Raw genomic sequence first — 20,765 nt, 5'->3', positions numbered from 1 at the left:
CGTTGAGATTACTTCACGTCGTCATCAACCCAGTCGAAGGTCTTGGTAACGGCCTTCTTCCACAAACGGTATTGGCGCTCGCGCTCAGCTTTCTTCTCGCTGGGCGCCCAACGCTTGCCTTCCTTCCAGTTGGAGCGGACATCGTCCTCCCCGTTCCAGAAGCCCACAGCGATACCTGCAGCGTACGCTGCACCCAGTGCGGTGGTTTCCGCGACCTCGGGACGGATCACCTCAACGCCGAGTTGGTCTGCTTGGAACTGCATGAGCAACTCGTTGGCGACCATGCCGCCATCAACCTTGAGTTCGGTAAGTTCCACGCCAGAGTCAGCGTTCATAGCGTCAACAACTTCACGGGTTTGGAACGCCACAGACTCTAGGGCTGCTCGGGCAATGTGGTTCTTATTGACGTAGCGGGTCAAACCAACGATCGCGCCGCGTGCATCGGAGCGCCAGTGTGGTGCAAACAGGCCAGAGAACGCGGGTACGACGTACGCGCCACCGTTGTCATCCACCTTGCGCGCCAAGTACTCAACGTCCTGGGAATCTTCAAACAAGCCCAGGTTGTCGCGCAACCACTGAATGAGTGACCCGGTGACCGCAATGGACCCCTCAAGGGCGTACACCGCTGGTTGGTCACCGATTTTGTAGCACACGGTGGTGAGCAAACCATTCTTGGAGTGAATGGGTTCGGTGCCGGTGTTCATGAGCATGAAGTTCCCGGTGCCGTACGTGTTCTTCGCGGTACCAACCTCGAAGCATGCTTGACCGAAGGTTGCTGCCTGCTGGTCGCCCAAGATACCGGCAATGGGCACACCAGGGACGAGCCCCTGCTTGCGACCGTGACCATACACCTCGGAGGAGGACTTAATCTCAGGGAGCATCGACATGGGGATCCCCATGGCCTTGGCCATCGATTCGTCCCACTGCAGGGTTTCGATGTTCATCAGCAAAGTGCGTGACGCGTTGGTGACGTCAGTGACGTGAACACCACCGTTGGGTCCACCGGTCATGTTCCACAGCACCCAGGAGTCGGTGGTGCCGAACATCAGGTCACCCTTTTCGGCCGCTTGACGGGCGCCGTCGACGTTGTCCAGGATCCACTTCACTTTGGGCCCAGAGAAGTAGGTGGCAAGAGGCAGACCAGTGAGTTTCTTGTAGCGTTCCGCGCCTTCGTCACCACCAAGCTCGTCGACGATCTTCTGGGTGCGGGTGTCCTGCCAGACGATGGCGTTGTAAACAGGCTTACCAGTGTTGCGGTCCCACACCACAGCGGTTTCGCGCTGGTTGGTGATACCCACAGCGGCCACGTCATCGTAGGTTGCGTTGCCGCGGGTAAGAGCCAAGCCCACAACTTCGCGGACGTTGTTCCAAATTTGGTCGGCACTGTGCTCAACCCAACCAGCCTGCGGGAAGATCTGGTCGTGTTCGAGCTGCCCCACAGAGTGGATGGTGCCTTGTTGGGTGAACAGGATAGCGCGGGAGCTAGTGGTTCCCTGGTCGATGGCGAGTACAAATCGCTTGGTCATTATTTTCTTTCCCTCTCAGTGTCAAACAGGTTCACGGCAAACAAAGATGGTCAGTAGATCGCTGCGTAGAGTACACCGGCGATGACACCACCGATGATGGGGCCAACGATAGGTACCCAGGCATAACCCCAGTCTGAGGTGCCCTTGCCCTTGATGGGCAAAATCGCGTGGGCGATGCGGGGCCCAAGGTCACGAGCAGGGTTGATGGCGTACCCGGTTGGTCCACCGAGGCTCATACCAATGGCAACAACGATGAGTGCTACTCCCAGTGGGCCGATCATTGTTTCGGTGTAGCCCGAAACCAGAACCCAGTACACGAGGATGAAGGTACCGATAACCTCAGTGACGGTGTTCCACAAAGGGTTGCGGATCTCTGGGCCAGTGGCGAACACGGCGAGTTTGAGGCCTTGGTCTTCTGTGGCGTCGAAGTGTGTTTTGTAGGCGAGCCACGCGACGACAGCACCAAGGAATGCGCCAACAAGTTCAGCAGCGAGGTAAACGGAGATACTTGTTGCATCAACTGCGATCTGGCCGTCAACGAACCATTCAGCACCGGATGCGGCAATACCCAACGTTACTGCTGGGTTGAGGTGTGCACCCGAAGCGAAGGCCACGTACACACCAGCGAAGACTGCGAAACCCCAACCAAAGGTGATAAGGACCCAACCAGTGGAGTTGCCTTTTGTTTTGGCAAGTACCTGGTTAGCGACAACCCCTGCACCCAGAATGATCAGTGTTGCTGTTCCGAGAACTTCGGAGAGGAAAACATCTCCGAGTGTCATGCTGTCCATGCATTCCTGCTTTCTTTGACGTCGTTGTCAATAATCTCCCGCACCTTTGTGACGTGCGCGTCGGACGGGATGCGCCCGGTGCGGGTTGTGTCGTGTGGGGTGGCGTCGGGCCACCCCACACGGACAAATCAGGCGAGTTTTTCCATCGGGGCTAGGTCAGCGGCCTTGAGACGTGCCCGCTCAGCAGCAACATCGTCAAGTTCTTTCTCCGCTGCTTGTTCAGCCTCGACCCGGGCCGTGTATGAGGCAACCTCTTCACTGCGTTGCTCCTCATCCCAGCCCAAGACCTCAGCGGCGATGTGCGAGATCTCCTCCAAAGCAGCCAAGCCCTTGTCTGCGTACTCGTAGATGATCCGGGTACGGTGCAACATGATGTCCTCCAAGTGGAGAACCCCTTCATGCTGGACGGCGTACCAGATCTCCGCGCGCAGGTAAGCGTCAGCGTGCTTCAGCGGAGCAGCAAGTGATGGGTCTTGCACACAGGCTGCAGAAATTTCGTTGATCATCGAACCGTAGCGGTGCAGCAAGTGTGCCATCATCTGCTTTGACCAGCCGAAGCGCTTAGATAGCGCCTTGGCTTGGTTAGTCATGGCAGCCAAGCCCACAGCGCCAAGCAGTGGGATGTCGCTGGTCACTGAGGGGCGGCTGGATGCTTCTGGGCCAAGAGCGAAGTCCACGGCATCTTCAGCCATAACCCGGTAGGTGGTGAGTTTTCCACCAGCAATAACGGTGAAACCTGGGTTCGGTGAAGCCACCGTGTGTTCACGTGAAACCTTCGAGGAGGACGTTCCCTCTTTGGTGCCTGGTTGGAGCAGCGGGCGCAAACCAGCCCACGTGCCGATGATGTCGTCGCGGGTGAGTGGGTCTTGCAACACGGCGTTGGCGTGGTCAAGGACATAGTCAATGTCTTCAGCTGTTGCCACAGGGTGTTGCAAGTCGTGCTTCCACGGGGTGTCGGTTGTGCCAATCACCCAGTAGCGCGACCACGGGATAACAAAGAGGACGGATTTTTCGGTCTGCAGAATCAGCCCGGCAGTACCTTTGATGCGGTCGCGGGGAACCACAATGTGGATTCCCTTAGAAGCCAACACCTTCAAACCACCAGTGCCACCAGCAAGCGCCTCGGTTTCTTCCGTCCACACACCGGTTGAGTTGATGACGTGGCGGGCGTGGACTGTGAAAGATTCACCGGTCTCAAGGTCTTTGAGGACTGCGCCGTTAACGCGACCAGCGGGTGACTTCTTCAGTTCGGTGACCTGCGTGCGTGAGCATGCGTGCGCGCCATAGGACACAGCAGTACGTACCAGCGTCAACGTGAGGCGGGCATCGTCAACTGAACCGTCGTAGTACTCAATAGCGCCGACAGCTGCGTCATGGCGTAGTGAGGGGAACTTGCGTTTCATCGATGCGCGACCGTGGTGACGGTGGAACGGCATAGCCCGCTTGCCAGGGGCAAGGGAGGCAAGAATGTCGTAGAGCATGATGCCCGCGCCAATGTAGGGGCGCTCATAGTGCTTGGTCAGTGGGAAAAGGAACGGCACTGGCTTGACCAAGTGGGGTGCGAGTTTGTTGATGAGCATGTCGCGCTCCGTCAACGCTTCATGCACCAGGGAGAAGTCGAGCATCTGAAGGTAACGCAACCCGCCGTGCACAAGCTTTGATGAACGGCTCGATGTCCCAGAAGCCCAGTCTTGGGCTTCAATGATCGCGGTGTTGAGGCCGCGGGTGACCGCGTCAAGCACGATTCCCGCGCCGGTAACACCACCACCGATGACAAGAACATCCAAAGGACTGTCTGGTGTTGTTGCCTTCAACGCTTCCAACGAGCGGGTGCGAGTATCTGGCGTCATTGCGGTGTTGGCTGTCTGGGCAGACATAAGTGACCTTCCACGGGGATTGGGTTCGCTCTAAATATTCATCCGGTAGAACAGTTGCGCAACTCGTGTGCACATATGTGCGACACTGGGGTATGGCGTACCGAGACCAAGACATCCTCAAAGCTGCGTCAATGTACTACCTGCAAGACATCAAGATGGAGACAATCGCACGCCACCTCGGCACCTCCCGATCAACCGTTTCCCGCATGATTAAAGAGGCCCGCGAGTCTGGTCTCGTTGAAATCAATCTTCGCCCAACCCAGTCCCGCGCGCCTGGGATACGCCAACATTTCCGGTCTACCTGGGGTGTCGAAGCGTTCGTCGTACCAGTACCCGAGTCAATGTCCTACGAGGCCAGGCAAGACCATGTTGCAATTACGTGCGCCCGACTTTTAGGCACATGGATCCAATCCGAGATGGTTTTATCCATTGCCTGGGGCACAACAACCTCGGCGATCGCCCGCCACCTCACCAAAAAACCCACCCACGGCACAGTAGTTGTGCAACTCAACGGTGCAGCCAACACCCGCACCTCCGGCGTCGCCTACGCGGGGGACCTGATCGCAACAATTGCCGATGCGTTTGATGCGCACGCCGTGTACTTCCCCGTCCCAGCGTTCTTCGATTACGAAGACACAAAAGCTGCGATGTGGCGTGAACGCTCCATCCAACGGGTCCTTGACGTACAACGACAAACCGACATCGCCCTGTTTTCCGTCGGAGCACTCACAGGCGGTCTACCCAGCCACGTGTACTCCGCCGGGTATCTGGAACCCCAAGACGTCGCAACCCTCGACGGTGAAGGCGTCGTCGGTGACGTGTGCACAGTGTTCCTCCGCAAAGACGGAACCTACGCAGACATCCCCATTAACCGCCGCGCAACTGGCCCAAGCCCAGAACAACTCCGCACCTTCCCCCGCCGGGTATGCGTCGTCTCCGGTGACAACAAAGTCACCCCACTCCTCGCGGCCCTACGCGCCGGAGTCATGACAGACCTCATCATTGATGAAGTCACCGCAACCCGACTCATGGTGCTCGATGCGCAATAGACCACCATCCACCACTGGGCGTAATCTTGCGCTGTGACATCTCCCCACTTCACACTCCGTAACGCCCAGCCCCGCGACGTTCGCACCATCCGCCGCCTCGTGGAACCCTACGCCCACGAGCGAATCCTCATCGCCAAAGAAGCGGTCGCCTACTACGAAACCGTCCAAGAGTTCGTCGTGGCAACCACAGCACAAGACACCTCCCAAGTGATCGGCTGCGGCGCCCTGCACGTCATGTGGGAAGACCTCGCCGAAATCCGCACAGTCGCAGTCGCCCAAGAACACCTCGGGCAAGGCATCGGACACGCCATCGTGGCCGAACTCATCAACCGGGCCCGCGCCATGGGACTGCGCAGGCTGTTCTGCCTGACCTTCGAAGTGGACTTCTTCGCCAGCCACGGCTTCCACCCCATCGACGGAACCCCCGTATCCATGGAGGTCTACGCCGAACTCCTACGCTCCCACGACGACGGTGTCGCAGAGTTCCTCGACCTCGCCCGAGTAAAACCCAACACCCTCGGCAACACGCGGATGCTCCTCAAACTCAATGAACCACAGGCGACGTAACCACACCTCGAACCGGTGGCGGCGGGGCATCAGGTAAATGCAACACATCACCATCGTTCTCAATCAACCCATCAACAATGAGCGACACAATGCACGACTCCAACTGCGCCGCATCAGGCCACACACCATCTAACTCACGCCGCTGCGCAAACCCGTTATCCCGCAAATAGCGCATCACCTTGCCACGCACCTGACGGTCAGTACCCTCAAAACGCTGCGGGCGGCGCGCATCGGCATGCTCATCCACGGGGTAACCAGCCAACCGCCACGCGCAATGCTTTTGCACAGGGCACAACCCACACTGTGGAGCACGAGCTGTGCATATCAACGCACCAAACTCCATCGACGACACCGCCCACAACGCCGCCTCATCATCGCCATGAGGAACCAACGACTGCGCCAACCGACGCTCCACCGCCGAATACGACGGCGACGGCAACGCCTTCCCCTCAACAACCCGCGCCAACACCCGCCGCACATTGGTGTCCACCACGCTCGACCGGCGCCCAAACGCAAAAGCCACCACCGCAGCAGCCGTATACTCACCAATCCCCGGCAGCGCTCGCAGTTCCTCCACCGTGGAGGGAACCTCACCGCCATACTGGGCTGTAATGACCCCAGCACATTCATGCAGGCGCAACGCACGGCGCGGGTAACCCAAGTTCGCCCACTCTTTGAGGATCTGCGCACGCGGGGCGCCAGCAACATCAGCCGGGGTGGGCCACCGATCCATCCATCGTTGCCACAGAGGGGCAACCCGGGCGACAGGGGTTTGCTGGGACATGACTTCGCTGAGTAAAACACCCCACGCCGATGTTCCTCTCCGGCGCCAGGGCAGGTCACGGGCGTTGCGACCAAACCATAGTGCTAGTTCCGTCTGAACAGGGACAAGAGTCTGTGCGGTGGGTATGGGGGCGCTCACGCGCACCATTTTGACACGCCGGTGATGCAAGATGCGTCGCAATCGGCGTGGCTCACACCACAACGGGGTGAGTGGCTTTACCGTAATCGCATGGACGAGCCACCACGCCGACCATCGACAACACGACCACCGTTGCCCGGTGATACACCAGGCAGCGCGCCTGGCGGCGCGCCTAGACAGCACACAACTGCGCGCCCGCGTGGTAAACGTCCCCCGCCACGCCGCCCACCAGTTCCGCAGTGGGTGTACTGGATCAGGCGCACCGTGGCGCTTGTGATTGTGCTTGCTGTGCTCGCGCTGATTGTGTTTGCGGTAGTGGGTGTTTCTCGCCTGGTTTCTTCGGCGTTGGCCAGCTCTGATGCTGGTGAGGGGCAGGGAAGTGCGCAATCCGCCGATGCCGGTGACACTGGGCCACAACCGTGCAGCCCAGATGACTTAAGTTTGGCGTTGAGTGGCGCAAAACAGAGCGTTGCCGCTGGTCAAGCGATGGCGTTCACGGTGTCGATGGAATATGACGGTGAGGCTGACTGCACGGTAGATGCTGGGCTCACTGAGCGGGTGGTGACAGTTCATTCAGGCAGCGACGACATTTGGTCCTCAGCGCACTGTGATGACGCTGGGTCGCGGGCGCTACTTTTTTCAACGGGCGACAAAGACGAAATTTCGGTGCCGTGGAACACTGTGCGCTCGGACAAAGAGTGCAGCAGTGACCTACCAGCGTTACGTGAAGGCACGTACTACGCGGTGGTGAGTTATGCGGGAAAGTCCTCGCAGCGAGTTGTTTTCCAAGTCACTGACGGCTAACCCGCAATGTTCGGTTAGGTTACACGTACCGTTCGAGGATGCTTGATTCGGCGAGCCGTGACAGGCCTTCGCGTACTGCGCGGGCGCGTTGCTCTCCGACACCGTCCACTGCCATGAGGTCTTCAATGGTGGCGGATAGGAGTTTCTGCAATCCGCCAAAGCGTTGAACTAGGCGATCCAAAATGGTTGGTGGGAGCCGGGGGATGCGCGCCATCAGGCGGTAGCCGTGTGGTGCAACAGCTGCGTCGAGGGCTTCGCCACCACCCGGCAAGCCGAGCACCCGACCAATGAGCCCAAGGTCAAGTAACTGGGTGGAGTCGAGTGCGGCCAGTGCGGCAAGAACTTCAGGCACTGAGTGGTTCTTTTTGCTGGTGTCGACGTAGTCGCGCAGCACAAGTTCTCGGTCTGAGCTGATTGCACCAATGAGTTCGTCATGTTGCAGGGCAAGGAGTCGCCCCTCCACGCCGAGTTCAACAACGTAGTTAGCGACCTCGTCAGAGATGCGCCCCACCATTTCGAGGCGCTGGACGACGATGCACACGTCGCGCACCGTCACGAGGTCTTCAATTTCGAGCGCGGATAGTGTGCCACTGACCTCATCGAGGCGAGCTTTATAGCGCTCCAAGGTGGCAATTGCTTGGTTAGCGCGCCCAATGATGGTGTCAGGGTCTTCGAGAACGTGGCGCCTATTGCCAACGTACAACGCGATGATGTGCATCGATTGGGACACGGAGATCACTGGGAAGCCGGTGTGCTTCGCGACGCGTTCCGCTGTGCGGTGACGGGTCCCGGATTCTGAGGTTTCAATGGTTGGGTCAGGCAAGAACTGCACGGCTGCCCGGCGGATTCGCCGGTTAGTGGGGTCCATAACAACCCCGCCGTCCATTTTGCAGAGCTCTCGCAGCCTAGTGGCGGAGAAATCAACGTCCAACGCGAAACCGCCGGTGGAAATCTTCTCGACTGTTTCGTCAATACCTAACACGATGAGAGCGCCGGTCCGGCCCCGCAGGATCCGCTCCAGCCCATCACGCAGTTCGGTGCCTGGGGCAACAGCCGCCAGGGTGTCGCGTAAGAGTTGGTCATTGAGTGAATCTGCAGAGAAAGCCACAGCAAAATACTACGGGAACAACCCATGAAAACGCGGTCACGCCACAAAGATCAGCCCGTAGTATGACACCGCCGTTAACTGTGTGCTCGTTCTAACGCCTCCTGAACGGTGCGGGCAGGCAGGATTTCAAGCCCAGCAATAGGGTTTAACTGGGAGTTTGCGGGAACGACAGCTCGGGTGAATCCGAGGCGCGCGGCTTCTGAGAGTCGGCGGGCAAGCCCTTGTACTGAGCGCAGTTCACCAGCCAATCCAACTTCACCTAACGCAATTGTCCCAACGGGGAAAGCTTTGTCTTCCACTGCGCTCATCACGGCGAGCAACATCGCAAGGTCAACGGCTGGTTCAGTGATGCGGGCGCCACCAACGGTTGAGACGTAAATGTCGGCATCCATGAGCCTCGCGCCCAGGTGACGGTGCGCAACCGCAAGGATCATCGCGAGCCGTGAGGAATCCACGCCGCTGGTTGTCCGGCGCGGATTGTTCAAGGAGGAGGGGACAACCAGTGATTGAACTTCAAGGGCGAGGGGCCGCCGCCCTTCTAAGGTCACCGTGATGCAGGTTCCAGGGACCAGCATATTCACTTGGGAGAGGAACAACCCTGACGGGTCAGCTAGCCCAACAATCCCGGCTTCGCCAAGGTCGAAACATCCCACCTCATCGGTGGGGCCGTAGCGGTTTTTCACCGCACGAACCATGCGCAGACGCGAGTGGCGGTCGCCTTCAAACTGACACACCACATCGACAAGGTGCTCTAGTGTGCGCGGCCCCGCAACACTGCCGTCTTTGGTGACATGCCCAACGAGAATGGTGGGGATGTTCCGCTTCTTTGCCACACTAATGACCGCAGAAGCTACCTCTTTAACTTGGGCGACCCCACCTGCAGCGCCTTCAACTTCGGTGGACGCGATGGTCTGTACCGAGTCAAGGATGAACAGGTCAGGCTTTATGGCATCGACGTGCCCCAGTACTTGCCCCAGATCAACCTCAGCGGCCAGGTACAAACCGTCACTCAACGCGCCGATGCGTTCTGCGCGCAGGCGCACTTGACCGGCTGATTCTTCAGCGGTCACGTACAGTACACGCTGACCGGAGCGCGCCGCAGTGGCCGCGACGTCAAGGAGTAGCGTGGATTTTCCCACCCCAGGTTCACCAGCGAGCAACACCACGGCCCCTGGCACTAAACCGCCACCTAAAACCCGGTCAAATTCGCTAATGCCGGTGGCGCGCGCCTGCGCAATGTGTGAATCAACGTCAGAGATGAGTGTTGCTGACGTGGTGACGGTAGAAGCGGCGGTACGTGGCCCTGAGGTTACTGATGCCTCAGTGAGGGTTCCCCATTCGCCGCACTGGGTGCAGCGACCAACCCATTTGGGAGTCGACCATCCACATGCAGAGCAGGTGTATGAGGTACGGGCTTTCTTTGGTGCGGCAGGCATAGACACAATGTAGTGCCTGCCCCCGACATGTTCGGGTTGTGCTCCACCCGTCGTGCGTCTGCGCGCTATACAGTAGGACCAGAAACCCGATGCCAGGAGGCAACAATGACGCAGCCACCCATGAGCCAACCGGACCCGAACGAGCCTGGTGCACAGCACTCACCCGCCCCGGAGGTCAACAATGAGGTTGATGCACAGACCTCCGATCAAGATGCCCCGGAGGACAAGAATGCTCTGCCGGTAACAAATGGGCGCAAACTCGTGTGGGTCGCTGCCATTTTGGTGGCGTTGTATTTCATTATTCAAGGACTCGTTGGAATCGTCACAGGGTCCGATGCTGCGCCAGCACCCGCCGCGACAGTGACACAAACGGCAGAGGTTCCTCAACCTACCGGCGAACCAGTGGCGCTGCCGGAAGATGCAACAACCTTTGCCTCCGCCATGCCAGAGACTGTGCGGCAGTACACGCGCACCTCATACACCCAACTTGATCAGTTGCCGTTCCCAGACGCTGTCGAGGGCCACACCTTGACGTACCAGGGTGAACTTGACGGCGCGACAACCACCTATAACGTGTTGGCTGTGCAGTTCGCGACACCTGACGAGGCCGCTGCTGCTGCCAGTGAACGCATGGGTGAGACGCCAGCGGAACCTGTGATGATTGATGAGCAAGAAGTCGGTTTGTTGTACTTGGTCCAAGACACCGCACAAACACTTGAACCGCTCAGTGCTGATGTTGCCATTGACCCTCAAACCGGTCAGGCAGTGTGGACAAATGCTACTGCTCTTTTTGAGGTCTACGGCGCTGTTGCCGATTTGCGCAATGTGACTGTCGGTTTCCCGCTATAGCATTAACGCCACAACCAACAAGGTGAAGAGGGAAACAACAACACCATGGCCAGGACCCGCCCACCGGGCATGAATGACGTTGCCCGCCTGGCTGGAGTGTCGCATCAGACAGTCTCGCGTGTGCTGAACGATCACCCTTCTGTGCGCCCACAAACGCGAGATCGTGTGATGGAAGCAATTGCTGAGTTAGGGTATCGCCGTAACTTGGCTGCCCGCGCTTTGGTGACGCGGCGCACCGCAACGATCGGTGTTATCACCTCTGGCTCGGCGTTGTTCGGTCCGCAGCGTGCATTTGTCGCCATTGAAGAAGCTGCCCGCGAGGCCGGGTACATTTTGGCTGCTGCCACGGTGAAGCGCCCCACCCCTTTGGCGATGAACACGCTACTGGACCATTTGTTATCCCAAAATGTTGAAGGCATCGTCATTATCGCGCCGCAACGTGAAGTGATTGAAGCTCTGAAGAGTTTTGAGTGTTCCGTGCCCGTGGTGGTGTTGGCCGATGCCCAAGAGATGCCCGCTCACATTAGTACTGTCTCCCTCGACCAGGTGGAAACCGGCCGGTTGGCGGTGCGGCATCTCGCTGAGTTAGGGCATCGCGAGATTGCACATATTAGCGGCCCGTTGGACTGGACGGATGCTCGTGGTCGCTTGGAAGGCTGGCGCAGTGAGTGTGAGGCCTTGGGGTTGAACCCGGTGCCATTGATTCAGTCTGACTGGTCCAGTGAGCGCGGCTATGAGGTGGGCTGTGATCTGGTCCGGGCTGGTGTACCGACTGCTATTTTTGCCGCGAATGACATGATCGCTCTGGGTGTGATGAGGGCATTGTATGAGGCTGGCTTGCGGGTTCCCCATGACGTATCTGTCATTGGCGTCGATGATGTTCCTGGGGCCAGCCAGTTCATTCCGCCGTTGACCACGATCCACCACCAATTTGCCCGGATGGGGCGTCAGATTATTGCCACGTTGCTCGCCGCGATTAACGGCGCTGATGTGTCTAATGTGGTGTTAGCGCCAGAACTTGTGGTGCGACGTAGTACCGCTGAACCGCGGTAGTGAGGCGTGTTCTTGAGCAGACCGGGTTTTCGGTGTTTATCACGCCGGTAGGACCCGTTCTGGGACTTGCCCCGCACCATATGTGAACGTTAACATTTAGGCATCCAGAGTCCGGGTAGACGGTGGTGGCCTCCACCAAACACCAACCAGCACTACCCGCGTGAGCATCACTGTGACGCGGCCGGCCTGGGCACAACGACGTGGCGACAAGGACACCGATGAATCACGACACCACCCAACCCACCACCGAAGCAGTACGCAGTGCACTGCTCTCCGGCGACACATCACTCGGCATAGAATTTGGGTCCACCCGAATCAAAGCCTGCCTGATCGGCCCGGACGGCACTCCCATTGCTACCGGCAGTCACGACTGGGAGAACTCCTATGTCGACAAAACCTGGACCTACGCCCTCGACGCAGTCGACGCAGGCCTCCAAGACTGCTACGCCAAACTTGCCGCAGACTGCGAAACTCGCTACGGAGTTCGCCCCACAACGTTTGGTGCCATTGGCGTTTCCGCCATGATGCACGGCTACCTGGCGTTCAACGCCAACGACGAACTTCTCGTCCCCTTCCGCACCTGGCGCAACACCTCAACAGGGCCAGCCTCCGCTGAACTCTCTGAACTTCTCGGGTACAACATTCCCCTGCGGTGGTCCGTCGCCCACTGGTACCAAGCCATTCTCGACAACGAAACCCACGTCAAAGACGTTGCCTTCCTGACGACACTGGCCGGGTATGTCCACTGGCGCCTCACCGGCGCCAAGGTGCTGGGTGTGGGAGATGCATCGGGCATGTTCCCAGTAGATCCTGCAACCCGCGACTACGATGCGCGCCTGCTAGCACTCGTCGACGAACGCGCCACCAACCACGGCACCTTCCCATCATTGCGATCCCTGCTGCCACAAGCGCTCATTGCCGGGCAAGACGCAGGTCGCCTGACGCAAGAAGGTGCTGCCTGGCTTGACCCAACAGGCACCCTGGCGGCAGGAATTCCACTGTGCCCACCAGAAGGCGACGCGGGAACCGGAATGGTTGCCACCAATGCTGTAGCAAAACGCACCGGAAACGTCTCAGCGGGAACATCAATTTTCGCCATGGTTGTTCTCGAAGAACCACTGAAAAAAGTCCACCACGAACTGGACCTCGTCACCACACCAGCTGGCGACCTCGTAGCAATGGTGCACTGCAACAACGGTGCCTCCGAGCTCAACGCGTGGGCTGGACTGCTCGGAGAATTCGCCCAAGCACTCGGCGTCACCGCTGGAGCAGACGACATTTTCGGCGCATTCTTTAGTGCCGCCCTCGAAGGTGCCGCCGATGGTGGGGGACTCCTGGGGTACAACTACCTTTCTGGTGAGCCCATCACCGGGCTCGACGAAGGACGCCCACTCTTTGTGCGCACCCCCGACAGCCGCCTAACCCTAGCGAACTTCGCCCGCACGCAAATCTATGGTGCCTTTGGCACGTTGGCGTTAGGTATGCGAGTGCTGCATGCTGAAGGCGTCAAGATTGATGACATGTTCGCCCACGGCGGGATGTTCCGCACCGCCGGAGTTGCTCAACGCCTCCTGGCAGCTGCAATTGATGCACCGGTGAGCGTAGGAGACACCGCTAGTGAGGGTGGCGCATGGGGTATTGCGGTCCTTGCGGACTACACGCGCGCCCGTGCAGCCGAAACAACAACCGCTGAACTCGGAACTCACCTGCGCGACCACGTTTTTGCGTCCGCGCGCATCGATACCGTCACCCCAGATCCTCAAGATGTCGCAGGCTTCACGGCCTACCTCGATCGTTACGACGCAGGCCTCGCTATCGAGCGTGCCGCCGTAGCAGCCCTGTAAATACGACCATCACGTAAGGAACCTCATGTTCAGTACCGAAGAATCTGGTGCCGCACCAGCGCGCACCGCAACCGCCGCCCCTGGGCTTGCGGGGTATAGCCAAGAAGTTCTCGACGAAATCGCCGCCGTGCGCAAAATTGTCTCGGACCTGCACGCAGAACTCCCCAAATGGGAACTTGTCGTGTGGACAGCCGGGAATGTCTCGCAACGGTTGAAGAGTGCGGACCTGTTGGTGATCAAACCATCGGGGGTCACCTACGACGAACTCACCCCAGAGAAGATGGTGGTGTGCGACCTCGACGGCAACCTCATCGACGGTGACAAAGCACCATCATCTGACACTGCCGCACACGCGTACGTGTACCGCAACATGCCAGGTGTCAACGGAGTAGTTCACACTCACTCCACCTATGCCACCGCTTGGGCTGCTCGGGCAGAACCCATCCCATGCGTCTTGACGATGATGGCGGATGAGTTCGGTGGGGATATCCCCGTGGGGCCATTTGCGCTCATTGGCGATGACTCCATCGGTCAAGGAATCGTCGAAACACTGCGGGACTCGCGTAGCCGCGCAGTCCTGATGCGCAACCACGGCCCCTTCACCATTGGTAAAGACGCAAAAGACGCCGTGAAAGCTGCCGTCATGGTTGAGGAAGTAGCTCGTACCGTGCACATTTCCCGCCAACTTGGCGAGCCTGGGCGCATCGGCCAGGCAGACATCGATCGGCTGTTCGACCGCTACCAGAACGTTTACGGTCAGTGACGCATCGGCGTGTTACTGCACCACCTGAAGTAGATACCTCTCACTCACCAACGCAAGGACACACACTATGAAGAACCCATTTGAGGGTAAAGAGATCTGGTTCCTCACCGGATCGCAAGACCTCTACGGCGAAGAAACACTCGCCCAGGTTGCCCAGCAATCCCAAGCCCTCGTTGACATCATTGACGGGGCTGACGCCATCCCCGTCAAGGTGGTGTGGAAGCCAGTCCTCAAGGACTCAGACTCGATCCGCCGGGCCATGCTGGACGCCAACGCAGATGACTCTTGCGTGGGTCTCGTCGCGTGGATGCACACCTTTTCACCAGCGAAAATGTGGATCCGCGGCTTGGATGCGCTGAAGGTACCCCTCCTTCACCTGCACACCCAAGCCAATGTTGAGTTGCCGTGGGCAACCATCGACATGGACTTCATGAACCTCAACCAGGCTGCTCACGGTGACCGTGAGTTCGCGTACATCCAGTCGCGCATGAACGTACAGCGCAAGATCGTCTCAGGGCACCCCAGCGACGAATCAGTCATCAGTGACATTGCTGCGTGGGCTCGGGCAGCAGCTGGTTGGAATGCTGCTCGTTCGATGCGCGTCGCACGTTTTGGTGACAACATGCGCAACGTCGCAGTGACCGAAGGCGACAAAACTGAAGCTGAGATCTCTCTTGGTGTCTCAGTCAACACCTGGCCTGTTAATGAGCTGGTCGCAGCTGTTGACGCTGTCGAAGAATCAGCCATTGATGCGCTTGTCGCCGAGTATGAAGAACTCTACGACGCGGACGAGCAACTTCGCCGTGGCGCTGAACGCCACGACTCGCTACGTTACGGTGCAGCGCAAGAAATCGCATTGCGCGGGTTCTTGGAAGAAGGCGGCTTCGGCGCATTCACCACGAACTTCGAAGACCTTGGCGCGCTGCGTCAGCTCCCGGGCCTTGCTGTGCAACGCCTCATGGCCGATGGGTACGGTTTCGGTGCTGAAGGTGACTGGAAAACGGCAGTCTTGGTGCGCATCGCAAAGGTGATGGGATACGGCCTCCCAGGTGGCGCGTCGCTCATGGAGGACTACACCTACGACCTCACCCCCGGTAATGAACTGATCCTCGGTGCGCACATGCTTGAGGTCTGCCCCTCACTGACTACGGCTAAGCCACGCCTTGAGGTGCACCCACTTGGCATTGGTGGCAAGGAAGACCCAGTACGTTTGGTCTTCACCGCAGATCCAGGGCCCGCCGTGGTTGTGGCGATGTCTGACATGCGTGAGCGGTTCCGTCTCGTTGTGAACGTGGTGGAGAACGTTGAGGCACCTGCCGAACTGCCTAACTTGCCCGTTGCTCGTGCTGTATGGCGCCCAGAGCCAAACTTCAAGGTGTCAACGCAGGCATGGTTGCTGACCGGTGCGGCCCACCACACCTGCATGGACACTGCTGCCAGCCTCGAAACGTGGTTGGACTTTGCGCAAATCGCTCAGACTGAGCTTGTTGTGATCGATGAGAACACAAAGATCCGCGAGTTCGCTCAGGAGTTGCGCTGGAACCAGGCGTACTACCGTTTGGCTCAGGGGTTCTAACAAGTTTCCTCATGTGGTGTGTGGAAGATAAGGCCTAGGCCTTCGTAGCGGGGTGTGAGCATGTGCTCACACCCCGCTGTCGTTCGTGTGCGTGTGCCCGCTTAGCAGGGCGCTTGGTGGCTATCGTGCGCTCTTGTGCAGGTTCATCGGGAGAGGGAGGGGAGTGAGGTCACCAGACGGTAACAGTATTGTTCAATCGATTGACATTTATTAGTACAGCGGAAAAACTAATGGCAGGTCGGTGGTGGGTTTGCCCACTGTGGCCGCGGAACACTCCGGAGTGAACAACGACGTTTCAAGGAGAATCAATGTCAATGAAGAGAATTCTCAGCGTGGCAACCATTGCCACAATGGCTGTAGCGCTTGGAGCCTGCTCGGGTGACGGTGCCGGTGGGCAAACATCAACACCTCCCGAAGGTGGTGGTTCTGCGGGGGAATCGAAGACTGTTGGTGTTGCGATGCCAGAGCAGACGCTGGAGCGCTGGCAGGCTGATGGTGCAGCCGTCACGCAGGGATTGGAGGCTGCAGGGTACGCGGTGGACCTGCAGTTTGCTGGCAATGACATCCCTACCCAGCAAGAACAGATTGATCAAATGATCACCAAGGGTGTTGACGTGCTGATCTTGGCGTCTATTGATGGCGCGTCACTATCCACGCAGCTTGATGCTGCAGAGGCGAGTGGCATACCCGTGATTGCCTATGATCGGCTTCTCACAGGGTCACCAAACGTCGATTTCTACGTTACCTTTGACAACTTTGCTGTTGGGCAACAACAAGGCACCTCACTCCTCGCGGGACTCGGTGTTCTTGATGCTGAGGGAGAAGCAACAGGAGAAGAAGGGCCATTTATGGTGGAACTCTTCGCTGGCTCACCCGACGACAACAATGCCAAGTTCTTCTTTGACGGGGCAATGAGCGTGCTGCAGCCATACATCGATAGTGGTGTGTTGGATGTCGCGTCAGGGCAAACTGACTTTGGGCAGGTGGCTATTCAAGGCTGGGACCAAGCAAAAGCTCAATCGCGCATGGATGACTTGTTGACGTCCACCTATCAGCAGGAGCAAATTCAGGGCATCCTTGCGGCAAATGATGCTTTGGCGCGCGGTGCGATTACAGCTCTGCAGGGTGGCGGGTACGGGCTCGAGGATATTCCTGTGGTGACTGGCCAAGATGCCGAACTAGCGTCCGCAAAGTGGATTGCCGAAGGGTGGCAGTACTCCTCGATTTTCAAAGACACCAGGAAGCTCGCGGACACCGCAGTGGACTCTGCCACTGTGCTGCTTGAGGGCGGTGAACCAGAGCCTAATGACACTGAGACCTATGACAACGGGATGAAAGTTGTACCGTCTTACTTGCTGGAGTCTGACGTGGTGACGGCGGAAAATCTTAGTGCGTTGCTCGTAGATTCTGGCTACTACAGCCAGTCTGAAGTGGATTCCGGTAGTTCTGACTAACACTGCTGTTAACCGAGGTGCGGGTTCCTGAGGTAAAGCCTTTATGTGAAGGTGCAAACTCAGGAACCCACACTCTTGTCAGATTTCTACATCGATGTAAAAATGGTCATAGCGATCGAAGAAGCAGTCTCGCGCGGGCTGCTGCATTTTTTTCACCGGTTTCTACATCGATGTAGGGACGTTAGGGAGCGAAGGAAAAACAATGGCAATCACGCAGCCGGCACCAGGCGAATTACTGGAGCGCAATACCGCCCTCGTTCAGAGCATGCCCGCAAATCCTGTGGTTGAATGCCGTGCAGATCCGTGGGTTATTAACGAAGGGGAGATGTGCTATTTCACTGCTTCTTACCCGGATTTCGATAAAATCGTCATTCGCGGTGCTGCCACAATCGATGATCTCCGAGATGCCCCTGAGGTTGTTGTCTGGACCCGCCCGACAGTTGGTGACATGGGCGGCAACATCTGGGCGCCTGAACTACACCGCCTCAATGGGCGGTGGTATGTGTACTACACAGCAGGGCACGCAGATAAGCCATTCCGCATTCGCATGTATGTGATTGAGGGGATTGGTGATGACCCGCGCACTGCGCAATGGTCCCAGCCCCGGCGCATCCATTCGACATGGGATGAGTTCTCACTGGACGGCACGGTCTTCCAGCACCAAGGCGAGCTCTACTACGTGTGGGCACAGCGACCCTTGCAGCCAGAAGAGACACCTGAGGAACAGGTCATTAACTCAGACCTCTACATTGCACGCATGACTGATCCCTTTACTCTTGGTTCGGAACCTGTGCTGCTGACAACCCCCGAGCTTCCCTGGGAAATTATTGGCTACCGCGTCAACGAAGGTGCGGCAGTCATTGTCCGTCACGGACGAGTGTTCATCACTTACTCAGCCAGCGCCACCGACCACAATTACTGCATGGGGCTGCTGTGGGCCGATGCCAACGCTGACTTGTTGGACCCGCAGTCTTGGCACAAAGCGCAAGAACCTGTTTTTACCTCGCACGATGCAACGAGCTCTTATGGTCCAGGGCATAACTCGTTCACTATCGATGCTCAGGGAAACGACGTGATGGTGTACCACGCGCGGTCTTACCGAGACATTGACGGAAACCCCTTGTTTGACCCCAACCGTCACGCACGAGTACAGCATGTGTACTGGGATGCGAACGGTTTCCCCCAGTTTGGTGTCCCAGTTGGCGATGGCGTTGTTCCAGTTCGCTGTGTTGGTCCTAGCGGAACCGTGTTGTCCGCCGCCCCCCAGGGCGGCGGGCAACCTTCCCTTGCTCCGCTCATGGTCGAAGAGTCCCTTTCCGATGCTGCGACGATCGCCTCAACGCAGTTTCGGGTTGTACACAGCGACGATGTTCGCATCGTTCTCGAGCCACTTGAACACGCCGGTGTGCACCTTGACACCACGTGGTCTGAGATCGATGCACTCCTTGGGGGAGGTGCGCGCTTCACCCCATAGTGGAGGACTGAGGTCCTAGAGTCCTCACCTCACTCGTCGCTGCGTTACCTTCCAGCGGGCACCGGTTATCGCCGGTGCCCGCTGTTTTGCGTTCATAAAGTTTCTTGTCTTCAAGACTTGTACAAAGGTCCAGTTCCCTGTCTCGGTCATGAAATACCGGTAAACAACACTGTGACCTGCAGGGCCGCCAGATTGTGCCGTTACTGGGTGAAAGTGGCTGCGTTTTGTGGTTTCGTCACCCCCTCGCTCGCGAAAGCCTCAAAACACCTAAAAGACTCGAGGTTGGGCCGTTATCGAAATGAAACCACTTCTTGTCTTCAAGAAGTTGACTCAACGTGATTGGTGCGTCACTCTGTAAGAGTCTCAAGACATACCGCGAGTGAGACAGTCACCTCTAAACAGGTGACGCAAGGCGATGGCGCCCGAACTTTAGGAGTCAACGCTGACATCCCACTCGCACCCACCCTTTGACAGGATGTTTTCTCAAGGAGGAGAAATGATCAGCAGGAAGTTCACTGCGATTGCAGCAGGACTCACACTGACACTAGGACTCGCAGCATGTGGCGGGGAAGGTGCAGGCAGTGGTACGAACAACGACACGGCAGACAAAGACCCCAGCGAGCTCGTCGTTGGTGTAGCAATGCCTACCCAAACATCAGAGCGTTGGATCGCTGACGGTGACGCTGTCAAGTCGGGCCTCGAAAACGCCGGCTACCAGGTTGATCTTCAGTTCGCTGACGACGACATCCCAACCCAGCAAGAGCAGATCGACCAGATGGTCACCAAGGGCGTTGACGCCCTGATCATCGCCTCGATCGACGGCACCGCACTTTCCACCCAACTCGATGCCGCTGGGGCTGCAAACATCCCCGTCATTGCATACGACCGCCTCATCAACGGTAACGAGAACGTAGACTTCTACGTCACCTTCGACAACGAAAACGTCGGTGTCCAGCAGGCCACCTCACTTCTCGTTGGTCTTGGTCTGATGAATGAAGATGGCTCCGAAGGCGATGCTGAAGGTCCATTCAATGTTGAGTTGTTCGCTGGTTCACCAGACGACAACAACGCAACCTTCTTCTTCAACGGTGCGATGAAGACTCTCCAGCCATACATTGATGACGAAACCCTCGTTGTCCAGTCTGGCCAGAGCGAGTTCGGTGCCGTGGCAACGCAGCGGTGGAGCCAGGATGAAGCACAGAAGCGCATGGAAAACCTCCTCACCTCGACCTACAACTCAGGTGACAAGGTTGACGGCGTTCTGTCACCATTCGATGGGATCTCCCGTGGAATCATCTCCGCACTCGAAGGTGCTGGTTACGCAACTGACGAGATGCCTGTCATCACCGGACAGGATGCAGAAATCGCATCTGTGAAGCTCATCAACGATGGCGTGCAGTTCGCCACCATCTTCAAGGACACCCGCAAGCTCGCTGACCAGGCCGTTGACGCAGCAAGCACCTTCCTTGAAGGAAGCATCCCAGAGCCAAACGACACCACCAGCTACAACAACGGTGTCAAGGATGTCCCATCCTTCCTCCTTGAGTCAGACATTGTCTACAAGGACAACATTGCAGCACTCCTCGTTGACTCTGGGTACTACACCCAGGCTCAAGTCGACGCAGGCCAGTAATATCCACTGGGCCGGGCAGCAGCGCTGCCCGGCCCAGCA

The 20,765-nt window shown here is 58.0% G+C and carries 17 protein-coding genes; 11 read left to right on the top strand and 6 right to left on the bottom strand.

Translation table 11 applies throughout. From position 1 onward, the window contains the following. Window positions 1-8 precede the first annotated feature (8 nt). From glpK to G538_RS0108800, 3 genes are all read right to left on the bottom strand, one after another. Window positions 9-1,526: a glycerol kinase GlpK gene (glpK, locus tag G538_RS0108815; RefSeq protein ID WP_029069041.1), complete on the bottom strand. Its 1,518-nt coding sequence runs from the start codon at window positions 1,524-1,526 to the stop codon at window positions 9-11. A gap of 50 nt (window positions 1,527-1,576) precedes the next feature. Continuing rightward, window positions 1,577-2,317 carry an MIP/aquaporin family protein gene (locus G538_RS0108810; protein ID WP_211218599.1) on the bottom strand — a complete coding sequence of 247 codons (741 nt, stop codon included), beginning with the start codon at window positions 2,315-2,317 and terminating at the stop codon, window positions 1,577-1,579. A gap of 128 nt (window positions 2,318-2,445) precedes the next feature. Further along, on the bottom strand, window positions 2,446-4,194 hold the full coding sequence (locus G538_RS0108800) for a glycerol-3-phosphate dehydrogenase/oxidase (RefSeq protein ID WP_029069039.1): 1,749 nt from the start codon (window positions 4,192-4,194) through the stop codon (window positions 2,446-2,448). A 92-nt stretch (window positions 4,195-4,286) separates the two neighbouring features. On the opposite strand from G538_RS0108800, the gene G538_RS0108795 reads away from it, so the two are divergent. Next, complete coding sequence (locus tag G538_RS0108795) at window positions 4,287-5,243, top strand: sugar-binding transcriptional regulator (protein WP_029069038.1); 957 nt, start codon at window positions 4,287-4,289, stop codon at window positions 5,241-5,243. 33 nt (window positions 5,244-5,276) lie between these two features. Continuing rightward, window positions 5,277-5,810 (top strand): amino-acid N-acetyltransferase, encoded by a 534-nt coding sequence (locus tag G538_RS0108790; RefSeq protein WP_029069037.1) that lies wholly within the window; start codon window positions 5,277-5,279, stop codon window positions 5,808-5,810. Here G538_RS0108790 and G538_RS15910 read toward each other — a convergent pair. Next, window positions 5,788-6,741, bottom strand: coding sequence for an HhH-GPD family protein (locus G538_RS15910; RefSeq protein WP_051196808.1), 954 nt, complete (start codon window positions 6,739-6,741; stop codon window positions 5,788-5,790). The genes G538_RS0108790 and G538_RS15910 overlap by 23 nt on opposite strands. Before the next feature lie 81 nt (window positions 6,742-6,822). Between G538_RS15910 and G538_RS0108780 the strand changes: the two genes are divergently transcribed. Continuing rightward, a complete protein-coding gene (locus G538_RS0108780) occupies window positions 6,823-7,536 on the top strand; it encodes a hypothetical protein (protein ID WP_157544386.1) in 714 nt (237 codons plus the stop codon). 19 nt (window positions 7,537-7,555) lie between these two features. Here G538_RS0108780 and disA read toward each other — a convergent pair whose 3' ends face one another. Together disA and radA are read right to left on the bottom strand one after the other, a co-directional pair. Then, the gene (disA, locus tag G538_RS0108775) at window positions 7,556-8,644 is read right to left on the bottom strand and encodes a DNA integrity scanning diadenylate cyclase DisA (protein WP_029069035.1); all 1,089 of its coding nucleotides are present in this window, start codon (window positions 8,642-8,644) and stop codon (window positions 7,556-7,558) included. A 74-nt stretch (window positions 8,645-8,718) separates the two neighbouring features. After that, on the bottom strand, window positions 8,719-10,080 hold the full coding sequence (radA, locus tag G538_RS0108770) for a DNA repair protein RadA (protein WP_029069034.1): 1,362 nt from the start codon (window positions 10,078-10,080) through the stop codon (window positions 8,719-8,721). A 105-nt stretch (window positions 10,081-10,185) separates the two neighbouring features. Here radA and G538_RS0108765 point away from each other — a divergent pair, with 105 nt between their 5' ends. From G538_RS0108765 to chvE (G538_RS0108730), 8 genes are all read left to right on the top strand, one after another. Next, on the top strand, window positions 10,186-10,929 hold the full coding sequence (locus G538_RS0108765; protein WP_029069033.1) for a hypothetical protein: 744 nt from the start codon (window positions 10,186-10,188) through the stop codon (window positions 10,927-10,929). Window positions 10,930-10,974: 45 nt separating this feature from the next. Beyond that, window positions 10,975-11,982, top strand: coding sequence for a LacI family DNA-binding transcriptional regulator (locus G538_RS0108760; protein WP_029069032.1), 1,008 nt, complete (start codon window positions 10,975-10,977; stop codon window positions 11,980-11,982). Between the two features lie 218 nt (window positions 11,983-12,200). Beyond that, window positions 12,201-13,826 (top strand): xylulokinase, encoded by a 1,626-nt coding sequence (locus G538_RS0108755; protein ID WP_029069031.1) that lies wholly within the window; start codon window positions 12,201-12,203, stop codon window positions 13,824-13,826. A gap of 25 nt (window positions 13,827-13,851) precedes the next feature. Then, complete coding sequence (locus tag G538_RS0108750; RefSeq protein WP_084618250.1) at window positions 13,852-14,589, top strand: L-ribulose-5-phosphate 4-epimerase; 738 nt, start codon at window positions 13,852-13,854, stop codon at window positions 14,587-14,589. Window positions 14,590-14,656: 67 nt separating this feature from the next. Then, complete coding sequence (gene araA / locus G538_RS0108745; RefSeq protein ID WP_029069029.1) at window positions 14,657-16,165, top strand: L-arabinose isomerase; 1,509 nt, start codon at window positions 14,657-14,659, stop codon at window positions 16,163-16,165. 308 nt (window positions 16,166-16,473) lie between these two features. Continuing rightward, window positions 16,474-17,619, top strand: coding sequence for a multiple monosaccharide ABC transporter substrate-binding protein (gene chvE, locus G538_RS0108740; RefSeq protein WP_029069028.1), 1,146 nt, complete (start codon window positions 16,474-16,476; stop codon window positions 17,617-17,619). A gap of 202 nt (window positions 17,620-17,821) precedes the next feature. Beyond that, window positions 17,822-19,093 (top strand): glycoside hydrolase family 43 protein, encoded by a 1,272-nt coding sequence (locus G538_RS15905; RefSeq protein WP_029069027.1) that lies wholly within the window; start codon window positions 17,822-17,824, stop codon window positions 19,091-19,093. Between the two features lie 496 nt (window positions 19,094-19,589). Further along, entirely contained in the window at window positions 19,590-20,726 is a 1,137-nt protein-coding gene (gene chvE, locus G538_RS0108730; RefSeq protein WP_035833894.1) for a multiple monosaccharide ABC transporter substrate-binding protein, read from the top strand. Window positions 20,727-20,765 lie beyond the last annotated feature (39 nt).

It is taken from the genome of Jonesia quinghaiensis DSM 15701 (assembly GCF_000423205.1).
GTDB classification, from domain to species: Bacteria; Actinomycetota; Actinomycetes; order Actinomycetales; family Cellulomonadaceae; genus Jonesia; species Jonesia quinghaiensis.
The sequence above is the reverse complement of the archived record's forward strand: the minus strand, read 5'-3'. Positions and strand labels throughout refer to the sequence as shown.

What these genes read in the sequence shown, in the direction of transcription:
- G538_RS0108810 (WP_211218599.1), bottom strand. Translation starts at nt 2,317, where the DNA reads ATGGACAGCATGACACTCGGAGATGTTTTCCTCTCCGAAGTTCTCGGA.
- G538_RS0108750 (WP_084618250.1), top strand. Translation starts at nt 13,852, where the DNA reads ATGTTCAGTACCGAAGAATCTGGTGCCGCACCAGCGCGCACCGCAACC.
- chvE (WP_035833894.1), top strand. Translation starts at nt 19,590, where the DNA reads ATGATCAGCAGGAAGTTCACTGCGATTGCAGCAGGACTCACACTGACA.
- G538_RS0108800 (WP_029069039.1), bottom strand. Translation starts at nt 4,194, where the DNA reads ATGTCTGCCCAGACAGCCAACACCGCAATGACGCCAGATACTCGCACC.
- G538_RS0108795 (WP_029069038.1), top strand. Translation starts at nt 4,287, where the DNA reads ATGGCGTACCGAGACCAAGACATCCTCAAAGCTGCGTCAATGTACTAC.
- araA (WP_029069029.1), top strand. Translation starts at nt 14,657, where the DNA reads ATGAAGAACCCATTTGAGGGTAAAGAGATCTGGTTCCTCACCGGATCG.
- G538_RS0108780 (WP_157544386.1), top strand. Translation starts at nt 6,823, where the DNA reads ATGGACGAGCCACCACGCCGACCATCGACAACACGACCACCGTTGCCC.
- radA (WP_029069034.1), bottom strand. Translation starts at nt 10,080, where the DNA reads ATGCCTGCCGCACCAAAGAAAGCCCGTACCTCATACACCTGCTCTGCA.
- G538_RS0108755 (WP_029069031.1), top strand. Translation starts at nt 12,201, where the DNA reads ATGAATCACGACACCACCCAACCCACCACCGAAGCAGTACGCAGTGCA.
- G538_RS15905 (WP_029069027.1), top strand. Translation starts at nt 17,822, where the DNA reads ATGGCAATCACGCAGCCGGCACCAGGCGAATTACTGGAGCGCAATACC.
- G538_RS0108760 (WP_029069032.1), top strand. Translation starts at nt 10,975, where the DNA reads ATGGCCAGGACCCGCCCACCGGGCATGAATGACGTTGCCCGCCTGGCT.
- glpK (WP_029069041.1), bottom strand. Translation starts at nt 1,526, where the DNA reads ATGACCAAGCGATTTGTACTCGCCATCGACCAGGGAACCACTAGCTCC.
- G538_RS15910 (WP_051196808.1), bottom strand. Translation starts at nt 6,741, where the DNA reads ATGGTGCGCGTGAGCGCCCCCATACCCACCGCACAGACTCTTGTCCCT.
- chvE (WP_029069028.1), top strand. Translation starts at nt 16,474, where the DNA reads ATGTCAATGAAGAGAATTCTCAGCGTGGCAACCATTGCCACAATGGCT.
- G538_RS0108765 (WP_029069033.1), top strand. Translation starts at nt 10,186, where the DNA reads ATGACGCAGCCACCCATGAGCCAACCGGACCCGAACGAGCCTGGTGCA.